Raw genomic sequence first — 9,437 nt, 5'->3', positions numbered from 1 at the left:
CTATTGTCCATGCGCTCTCTTACTCGTTTAAAAGGAAGTTCTAAGTGAGCCTTCCAAAGAGTAAAAAGAGAGGATTGAACGCCAATTCCCGAAAATAATTTACCCGGGTCAATACCAATGGCAATCGGTTGGGTTTTGTTATCGGAAGGTTCATCGGTTAGCTGGACATAGAAAATATCTAAGTCGTTGAATTTGCCGATAGCTTTTCCTTCTTTAATCCACCGTCTAGCCCGACTAGGTTTGGTGGGCATTAACGGTTTTCCGTCTTTTGAAATAACAGGAACTCTTGCCATGGAGATAATCCTTAAGAGTGAAGTTAATGTCCCTTACCGCAACACAATCAAGATGTCTTGTCTAACAACGCTTTAGAACTAGGGAAGTATTCGGAGGTCTGTACCAGATTGTGTCTCGATGCGGTAGTCTCTACTTGCGTCGCCTAAATTGGTTTAGGCAAGCTCCGTCCCTTTTAGGGCGGGGTTAGTGACAGGAGGTTAGCGATCAAAAGGACGACGACGTTGCAAGAATTCGGGGATATCTAATCCCGCCGGTTTTGGTGGTTCGGGAGTCGGGGCCGGACTGGGTGCGGGGGCATTGATCACCACCTTGCTACCGGTGGGACGAGAGGGGGAATCGCCGGAAAAACCGGTGGCAATGACGGTAATTCTGACTTCTCCCTGCATTTTCTCGTCAATTACTGCCCCGAAGATGATATTAGCGTTGGGATCAACCACTTCATAGATAATTTCGGCGGCGGCATTGACTTCGTGTAGGGTTAGATCTTGACCGCCGGTGATGTTAAAGACTACGCCTTTCGCACCTTCGATCGAGGATTCCAGTAACGGCGAGGAAATAGCAGCGATCGCTCCTTCCTTAGCCCGAGATTTTCCGGAACCGATGCCGATGCCCATTAGGGCCGAACCCGCATCGGCCATCACTGCCCGCACATCGGCGAAATCCACATTCACCAGACCGGGGATAGTGATAATATCCGAGATCCCCTGTACCCCTTGGCGCAGCACATCATCAGCGACCCGAAAAGCCTCCTGTAGGGGAGTGTCGGCGGGTATCACCTGTAATAACTGGTTATTGGGGATAATAATCAGGGTATCGACCCGACTTTGTAAACCCCCCACCCCCTCATCGGCCTGATTAGTGCGACGACGACCCTCGAAGGTAAAGGGACGAGTCACAACTCCCACGGTCAAACAGCCGATTTCTTTGGCAATTTCGGCCACAATTGGAGCGGCCCCTGTTCCCGTGCCGCCGCCCATGCCGGCGGTAATAAAGACTAGATCGGTTCCTTCCAATGCTTGGGCTATTTCATCCCGAGATTCTTCCGCCGCTTTCTGTCCGATCGCCGGATTGCCGCCCGCCCCTAGGCCGCGGGTTAATTTTGTCCCGATTTGTAACCTCTGGGGGGCGGAGGAGTGGGCCAGGGCTTGGGCATCGGTGTTAATTGCCCAAAATTCGATTCCGGTCACGCCACTGGCGATCATGCGGTTAACGGCGTTACAGCCCCCACCGCCGACCCCGATCACCTTGATCTTGGCGACATTGCTCGGCACGATGCGATTACTACGACTTTCTTCTCGGGGTGTCATCTGTGATTCATGGGGGCGAGTAAATAATACTCCAGCATTATTCTGAGAGTAATGATTATCTTCGCTCATAGCTGAACTGGCATAATCGTTACTGTTCAGATTGGGATAGGTGGGAACGATTTCATTAATCGATGTCATTGGAATTGGAACACTCTTAGTACAAGATTCTGTTATTGGTTTGATGAATCAGAGATGCAATGTTAACACTATCACTAATATTATGTCGGTTCCAGTATCTACATTATCAGTTTCTGGTTCAGAAAATCATAATTTGGGGTTTTTGGCAATACATAAAGGGAATAATTGCGGTTATTTGCTGATCAATTCCAGTTAATCCCTACCAGTTGCCGTTACTTTGGCAACCATAGGGGCTGGCTGCGGTTTTAATTGTACAGTGGGAGCATCGGGATTGCTCAGATCAATGTAGATAATTCGCGCTAGAGGTATCTTGGATGACAATGACCGCGATTGTACGAGAGCGGTTAATTTTTCGGGCAATCTATCTTTATAAAAACCTAAATAGACCTGTCCCAGTTCGGTTTTTAGTACAAGATTACTAGGATTGCGCCAATCGATGGCGGTAACTTTAATTGATAAGTTATCAATTAAGGGATAAATTTTTTGCCACTGTTGTTGATATTGTCGGTCGTAACCAAGCACTTCTAGGCTAGGTAATTGGTTTTTGGGCAGAGTTCGACCATAATAGCTTTGAGGAATTATCGTTCCGGTGGCATCTAAAAAGCCTTGCTGTTGATGAGAACGCCAACGGGCAACAGGTTTTCTTTCTTGAATAGAAACAATCACTTTCGGGGGTAATAATTGCCGCTCGATCTTAACGTCGGCAATAGCGGGAATAGCCGCTAATTTTTCTCGCAATTGATGGGTGGGTAATTCCCAGAGAGACAGAGGATAGCTTAATTTTAGCCAAGCACGAATCGACTCGGGTGACATTAATTCCGTGCCTGCGATTTCCACCTGTCCGGCCTTGGTAATTGTCCAATAGGGTGAAGTCATCCCCCAAGCTAATCCCGTCGCTAAACCACCAACCACCAGAAAGCGACCTAGAGCTTGCCACACCTTTGATCGCCTTTGGTGGCGCAGGTTTTGTCGTTTTTGTTCCAGGGAGAGGGAAGAAAGGATTTGATCGCTCATAGGGAAAATCCAGGACAGTTTTGCTGTTATCTTAGGTCGCGAGGTGGGCTGCTGGCAACCCGATCGCTACTCAAGTAATCAGTTTGACAAAGAAAGAGATAATAAATGTTATAACAGTAGTAGTCTACAGGCGTTCTTTTGTCTGTCTCCAGTAAACCTAAACGCTCCTTTTTGCCAAGATATTTCGACGGTCAGCCAGAAAGAGCGTTCCGGCAAGAACAGCCTAATTTATCCGAAAATTACCTATGGTTATCAACAAACGCGGACTTGTTCTCGGTGCTACAGCAGTGGTCCTGTCTACCGTCGCCGTCACGGGGGCGGGATTCCGTCTCTCCCAAAGTCAAGCTTTTTTTCAGGAAAGTCCCAAGGAAACCGTTGATGAGGTTTGGCAGATCATCAACCGCACTTATTTAGATGGCACTTTTAATCAATCGGACTGGAACGCCATCCGCAATCAGTATTTAAATCGTTCCTACAAAAATCAAGAGGAAGCATACACCGCTATCCGCGAGATGTTGAAAACTCTCAATGATCCCTATACCCGTTTTATGGATCCCAAAGAGTTTAACAATATGAAGATCGATACATCGGGAGAATTGACCGGGGTAGGGATTCAACTGACCAAAGATGAGAAAACTAAGCAGTTAGTCGTGGTTTCACCCATTGAAGACACTCCCGCTTCTAAAGCTGGTGTGCTGCCTAAAGATGTGATTATCGCTATCGATGGTAAATCTACCGAAGGTATGGAACTGGAGCAAGCGGTGAGCATGATCCGCGGCAAAGTGGGGACAAGCGTTAAGATCACGATTCAACGGGGTGAGGAGAAGAAAGAATTGACTCTTACCCGGGCCAAAATTGAAATTCACCCGGTGCGCGCCCACACGGAAAACACCCCGATCGGTAAAATCGGTTATATCCGTCTTAATCAATTTAGCGCCCAAGCTAGTGGCGATATGAGTCAAGCGATTCGCGAATTGGAAGCTGAAGAGGTGAAGGGTTATATTCTCGATCTGCGTTCTAACCCCGGCGGTTTACTCTACGCCAGCATCGAAATCGCTCGGATGTGGATACCTGATGGTTTAATTGTCTCTACGGTCGATCGCAAAGGAGTGACGGAACGTCAACGGGCTAACAATCAAGCTTTGACTAATAAACCGCTGGTTGTCCTCGTCGATGGTGGTTCCGCCAGTGCCAGTGAAATTCTCTCCGGAGCTTTACAGGATCATGATCGGGCGGTTATTGTCGGTACGAAAACCTTTGGTAAGGGATTAGTGCAATCGGTACGCAATCTCAGTGACGGTTCGGGATTAGCGGTGACAATTGCCAAGTATCTTACCCCCAAAGGACGCGACATCAATAAAGATGGTATTCATCCGGATGTGGAGTCGGAACTGAGCGAGGAAGATCGCAAAAATCTTCAACAGGAACGGGATCGTGTGGGAACCTTCCAGGATCCTCAATTCAAGAAGGGTTTTGAAATCTTGGAAAAAGAAATCACTGAAGGCAAGAAAACGCCCACCAATACCGCTAAACAATAGGTTGACATTTGCCCGCTCGAATTAAACCCACCCGACGGGCGATCGCTTCTCCCCGCTCGGCAAAAGGACCCCAGTATTGACCATTAACTGGGGTTTTTCCGTTTTCTAGGGCTATAATCTGACAAATTCCCGTATTTTCCTGGACAATGTACCAGTTTTGTTCGCTATTATCCATAGATTTTTCTCCTTATACCCCAAACCCTAGGGTTGATTCATCGTAGGGTTGATTCATGAATCAACCCTACCCCAAACCCCACACCCCAAACCCCACACCCGAAACCCCACGAAAAACTTTTTGCCGCAAACCCGAAGTAAAAAATTTTTATCAACTTCTTGACAAAACCGGGGAGATAAATGCTAATATTAAAAAGGTCTGTCCAATGGGGATTAGCCAAGCGGTAAGGCAGCGGGTTTTGGTCCCGCCATTTCCTAGGTTCGAATCCTAGATCCCCAGTTTAAGATTTTTTATTCCCAGTCGGCCAATGATTGAGAATATCCTCGATCAAAGCTTCCTTGAGCCAAATGCGAGCGATAAGCGTCAGGGGGACCGCCAGAAATAGCCCTAAAAAGCCAAAAATCGAGGCAAAAAACAACTGGGCCAACAGGGTAAAAGCGGGTAAGAGCTTGAGCGACCGCACTGTTAAAATGGGCAGCGGTGAATGATGGTCGAAATATTGAATGAACAGATAAATACTGCTGTAGAGTAGTAAAACCGCCCAGGGTTGCCAGGGAGCTTCCAGAAGGGCGATAGAAAAGGGTAAAATCGTGCTTAGAACCGGCCCGAGGTTGGGGATAAAGGTGAGAAATCCTGCCAGAATAGATTGGGAAAAAGCGAGGGGAATGCCAATCAGGGATAGACCCAAGCAACTGCCCAAGGTCATAATCAACATATGACAGAAAATCCCTTTCAGCCAAGCTTTTAAATCTCGATCGCACTGTTCTAGGATCGATCGTACTCTAGGACGGTAGAAAGCGGGAAATAAACGCAGAAAACAACGGTGGTAAGCGGCAGGATCGGCGAGAATCATCAAGCTCAGGGCAATAATTAGCAGTAAGCTGAGGATAATGCCGAAAGTACCGTAAAAAATGCTCAAACCCCGGCCGGCAATTTGGTTAATCAGGGGTTGTAATTGAGCCAGCAGGGTTTTAAAGTCTGGAAAGACACTGGCCAAACTAGGATCGAGATAATCCTCAAGACGATGCACTTGTCCCCAGAGTCTTTCTATAGCTTGGGGAAGTAAACTAAATAATTGGCGAAATTGTTTGACTAAAGCGGGTATAATTCCCACAAAAATACCGATAATACCAATAAAGAAGCTAAAAAGAGTGATAATTAGGGCGTGGGAACGCTTGAGGTGATGACGCTGCCACCAAGTCACGGCTAAATTTAAAATCTGCGCCAGAAGAATCGCCATCAATAATAATAAGAGAATCTGTCGAATCTGCCAGAGAATCAACAGACAAAAGACTAACAGGACTAAACCGAGGCTGCTGCCAAAAGTCATGATGAGTAAGGAGAAAAATTCCTAATCAGTTATTGTCCGTCTCCAGAGGGCAAAAACCGTGAGCAGAAAAGGAGTAAAAACCAGAATTAAAGTGTTAAGAGGACTGGGAGCGATCGATAATAAAGGGGCAAGATATTTAATTCCCAGGGAAATCAAAGCCGATATCAAGATTATTTTGATAATAAAGCCGCTCATAGATCAATGTTTAGATGGCATAAGCACTATCTTATCCCTGAAGAGGTTAAAAATTGCTCAAAATGTGGAAATCATACCCCATCAGTTTTATTAATACTAGGGCGAAGGGGCTAGATTTTCTGGGGGAGGTCGGTTCTGAGGGAACGGGAAAGTGTGAGACAATGGAAAGAAAAGGCTTAGTCAATTAACTAGAGATATTCATTGCTAAGTGGGTGGGTGGAATTAAATATAAGATGAACGTAGGTTGGGTTGAAGCATGAAACCCAACACCTGCATGGGTTACGCTACCGCTAACCCATCCTACAAACAATTTTGCCTCCCTACTTAGGACTTAAGACTTAATGGCAAGGATGAATCTTGACAGCAAATAAGATTTACCCTGTCCACCGTCCCTATCGTGCCGCCAATAGTCACCGTGATCACTTTAACTCTTTTACACCCCAGCCAGGCCACGCCCCTACAACATTGGCAATTTGACAATGATCAATCAACCATTCTCATCGGCAGGGCGCTGGATAATCATGTAGTTCTCTATAGTGCTGTGGTTTCGAGGCGGCACTTAGAAATCCGCCATAATAATGATCACGATGATTGGGAATTGGAAAATTTAGGGGCAAATGGGACGTTTCTCAATGGCAAACCGGTCGAGAAAACCGTCGTCGTTGATGGTATGGTGGTTCGTTTAGCCGCCTCCGGCCCGCAAATTCAAATTCGTCTCATCAATGAGGACGAGCAACCAAAATTAATCCTCAAACCCCTAGAGGCTCCTTTGGTGGGCGACCAAACCCAGCCGGAAAAGGATACTATAGCCAGCTAGAAAATATTAAATTTTTATAAAGTTTTTTCAATTTCCTTAACAAAATGTAAAAATAGATACAGAATAAGAAATAAAATCTTCTAACTTGTTGTCCCTAAATAGAGACGACAAGAGAGATTAAAGTCACTTTAAAGCATTGCAGGGAGTCGGTGATATGACGTTAGCCTATCGAGGAGTTAAGTACGAAAGGGATTCTCTCCCCTTGGAGATGAAGACCGGAGATATCGGGGGTAAATACCGAGGTCAAGACTGGAATCACCATTATCCTCGCCATATGCTCCAATTAGAACCGAAACTGCATCGTCAGTATCGTGGAGTTGCCTACAGCACCCGTCCTCATCTTACCGGGCAAGTCATCCCAAGCACTTGTCCGTTGCCTGTTGTCAAACCCCCTGTTGTTGTCCAAGAGGAAACCCTTTCTAGCATCCATCTGAACAATATTCGTCTTCGTCTGGAACGTCGTTTACAAATCGCTCAAGAGAATGGTGACGAAACCCTCGTTAATCTCTTGAAAAAAGAATCCCAAGACTTAGCCTTAAACTGCTAATCTAGCAGTTTTTTTGCCACTTTCCCCTCGGTTCTGCCGGGGGGAATATTTTTGGGACTAAAAATGACACCCAGAGAAATTATCACCCTGGTTAGGAGTTTACAGGCTTTTAATTATATTAGGTCGAGGTCTATTTTAGTTCGGGTTCGGATGGGGGCGTTGTATCATTTCCACAACATTTTTGATACCTTGGATAAAAGTTTGAAAACTACGGGATTTATTTTCAGTTAGGGAAAGATGGGGGGCAATCTGTTTAGAGTGGGTTCCTGCATAATACTCTTTCACTAGCTTTTTTGGTTCTTGTTTGGCCGAGTTAAGCAGGTCTGGTTCTCTGTATTTACTTTTATTTTGTTTTTGGCCGAGACTATTTAAATTATACGCCTTGGCCACCGCTGCTAAATCTCCCAGAAACCAAGATTCTAATTCATGGCAAATAATCCGAATTAAGACTTGAGCATCACTGGCATTTTGACAAATTTTCCCTAGTTCTTTTTTGAGTTTTTGACAATCGTGGGAATCCTGATCATGGACAATAATAAATTTGGTATTGGGACTAGATTTCTTGAAAGCTTTGAGTTTTATAGGAATAGATTTGGCTAGGTCTTGTTTACCTTGATGACTAATACATATATAGCTTATTTCTGGGGGAATAAGTTTAGGCAAAAGTTCTTCTAACACATTTTTTATAGATGACTCTTCTAGCAAAAATACGATATCATAGTTCATTAGGGTCCTACTCCTTCAAACCAGCCTTGATTCCAAAGATAGCCGGGTAAATCGCCTTCCGCTACTAAGTTTTTGAGGATTTCGTTATCGGCAGCCCTATGGATTTGGGTGATACCTTGGGATTTAATTAGCCAGAAAATACTAGCTAGTGGAACCGCATTGAGAAAATCGGGAGAGTGGCTAGAAACAAATACCTGACCCCCCTGATCGCTATAGTGGGCGAATTCTTCGGCTAGTTCTTTTAATAAAGTAGGATAAAGTTGGTTTTCTGGTTCTTCGACACAGAGTAGGGGATGAGGATTGGGATCGAATAGTAATATTAAATAAGCGAACATTTTCATAGTCCCGTCAGAAACATAGCGATCAATAAAAGGGTCTTTAAAGGCCTGATCTTGAAAACGTAAAATCAAGCGACCGTCTTCGGTTTCTTTGGCTTCCACAGAAGAAATACCCGGAACTCGTTGTTTCATTTTTTCGAGAATTTGCTGAAAAATTTCGGGATATTGTTGATAAATATATTGAGCAACTGTAGCTATATTGTCGCCAGTGGTGGATAAGTGTTCAGCATAAGATATTTCTTTACTTCCTCTAGCTTCGCTAATATGAAAGTCAGAAACGTGCCAATTTTCAATCAGAGAACGAAAGGCTGTAGCGGCTTTAAAACGTTGAAATTGTCCTAATCCTTTGATTGCTAGTATATCGTTAGATTCTAGCTGTTGTTCTTCTCGATCGAGTTCTTTATCCGGTTTACTAAAATCTTCTTCGTTGGTGATAGCATATCCTTGACCAAGTTGAAAATCTAAAAAATGAAAAGGTTTACCGTGTTCACCCCGTTTATAGCGAAGTATTTCGCGTTTGATAACGGGGCGATTATTGTTTTGTCCAATTATGATTTGATAAGTAACCAGACGTTCTGTATCTAAGATTTTCATGCGAAATTGCAGCTCGATTTCAATATCTTCCTGTTCCTGACCTCTAGTGATAATTTCTCTATAACCGCCGCGAATTTGTAAGGCTTGGCGAATGTTGTTTTTGAGGGCATCTCGCAGAAAACCAAAAATATCAAATAGAGTAGATTTTCCCGTGCCGTTAGCTCCAATAATCACACAAAAAGGGGGAATATCTCTTATGTGTATGTTTTTAAACATACGATAGTTTTTTATTTTAATAGAAACAATTTTCATGATATAATCGAGTCATTATAGTTTTTTTGATTATACGATTGATCAGGTGAAGATAAGTAGGTAGGCGTTAAAAATTATCAGACACCCCCCTTATCAAGGGGGATCCCCCCGCCTATCGGCACCCCCCTTATCAAGGGGGATCCCCCCGCCTATCGGCACCCCCCTTATCAAG

Annotated in this window: 11 protein-coding genes and 1 tRNA gene; 4 read left to right on the top strand and 8 right to left on the bottom strand. The window is 44.6% G+C overall.

From position 1 onward, the window contains the following. The 3 genes from EWV66_RS08115 to EWV66_RS08105 all read right to left on the bottom strand — a co-directional run. The coding region (locus EWV66_RS08115) for an RRXRR domain-containing protein (RefSeq protein WP_287115935.1) at nt 1-293 on the bottom strand (293 nt) is incomplete at its 3' end. Nucleotides 294-491: 198 nt separating this feature from the next. Next, the gene (gene ftsZ, locus EWV66_RS08110) at nt 492-1,739 is read right to left on the bottom strand and encodes a cell division protein FtsZ (RefSeq protein WP_061430136.1); all 1,248 of its coding nucleotides are present in this window, start codon (nt 1,737-1,739) and stop codon (nt 492-494) included. A gap of 192 nt (nt 1,740-1,931) precedes the next feature. Continuing rightward, on the bottom strand, nt 1,932-2,753 hold the full coding sequence (locus EWV66_RS08105) for a cell division protein FtsQ/DivIB (RefSeq protein ID WP_287108128.1): 822 nt from the start codon (nt 2,751-2,753) through the stop codon (nt 1,932-1,934). A gap of 245 nt (nt 2,754-2,998) precedes the next feature. Here EWV66_RS08105 and ctpC point away from each other — a divergent pair, with 245 nt between their 5' ends. Next, nucleotides 2,999-4,291, top strand: coding sequence for a carboxyl-terminal processing protease CtpC (gene ctpC / locus EWV66_RS08100; protein WP_185237653.1), 1,293 nt, complete (start codon nt 2,999-3,001; stop codon nt 4,289-4,291). Here the strand turns inward: ctpC and EWV66_RS08095 are convergent. Beyond that, nucleotides 4,281-4,466, bottom strand: coding sequence for a hypothetical protein (locus EWV66_RS08095; protein WP_002789307.1), 186 nt, complete (start codon nt 4,464-4,466; stop codon nt 4,281-4,283). The two genes, ctpC and EWV66_RS08095, sit on opposite strands and share 11 nt — an antisense overlap. 206 nt (nt 4,467-4,672) lie before the next feature. Here EWV66_RS08095 and EWV66_RS08090 point away from each other — a divergent pair. Next, nucleotides 4,673-4,745, top strand: a tRNA-Gln gene (locus EWV66_RS08090). Nucleotide 4,746: 1 nt separating this feature from the next. Here the strand turns inward: EWV66_RS08090 and EWV66_RS08085 are convergent. Further along, a complete protein-coding gene (locus tag EWV66_RS08085) occupies nt 4,747-5,796 on the bottom strand; it encodes an AI-2E family transporter (protein WP_287108127.1) in 1,050 nt (349 codons plus the stop codon). A gap of 21 nt (nt 5,797-5,817) precedes the next feature. Then, nucleotides 5,818-5,991: a hypothetical protein gene (locus EWV66_RS08080; RefSeq protein ID WP_167341553.1), complete on the bottom strand. Its 174-nt coding sequence runs from the start codon at nt 5,989-5,991 to the stop codon at nt 5,818-5,820. Nucleotides 5,992-6,406: 415 nt separating this feature from the next. Between EWV66_RS08080 and EWV66_RS08075 the strand changes: the two genes are divergently transcribed. Together EWV66_RS08075 and EWV66_RS08070 are read left to right on the top strand one after the other, a co-directional pair. Continuing rightward, nucleotides 6,407-6,808 carry an FHA domain-containing protein gene (locus EWV66_RS08075; protein ID WP_052278503.1) on the top strand — a complete coding sequence of 134 codons (402 nt, stop codon included), beginning with the start codon at nt 6,407-6,409 and terminating at the stop codon, nt 6,806-6,808. 154 nt (nt 6,809-6,962) lie between these two features. Continuing rightward, nucleotides 6,963-7,355, top strand: a complete 393-nt coding sequence (locus tag EWV66_RS08070) for a DUF4278 domain-containing protein (protein ID WP_002765208.1) — start codon at nt 6,963-6,965, stop codon at nt 7,353-7,355. A gap of 135 nt (nt 7,356-7,490) precedes the next feature. On the opposite strand, the gene EWV66_RS08065 is transcribed toward EWV66_RS08070, so the two are convergent. After that, nucleotides 7,491-8,081: a DUF4276 family protein gene (locus EWV66_RS08065; protein ID WP_287108124.1), complete on the bottom strand. Its 591-nt coding sequence runs from the start codon at nt 8,079-8,081 to the stop codon at nt 7,491-7,493. After that, nucleotides 8,081-9,265, bottom strand: coding sequence for an AAA family ATPase (locus tag EWV66_RS08060; protein WP_287115934.1), 1,185 nt, complete (start codon nt 9,263-9,265; stop codon nt 8,081-8,083). The genes EWV66_RS08065 and EWV66_RS08060 overlap by 1 nt, the downstream gene beginning before the upstream one ends. Nucleotides 9,266-9,437 lie beyond the last annotated feature (172 nt).

The sequence above is a fragment of the Microcystis sp. M_OC_Ca_00000000_C217Col genome (assembly GCF_007095585.1).
Taxonomy (GTDB): Bacteria; Cyanobacteriota; Cyanobacteriia; order Cyanobacteriales; family Microcystaceae; genus Microcystis; species Microcystis panniformis.
The sequence above is the reverse complement of the archived record's forward strand: the minus strand, read 5'-3'. Positions and strand labels throughout refer to the sequence as shown.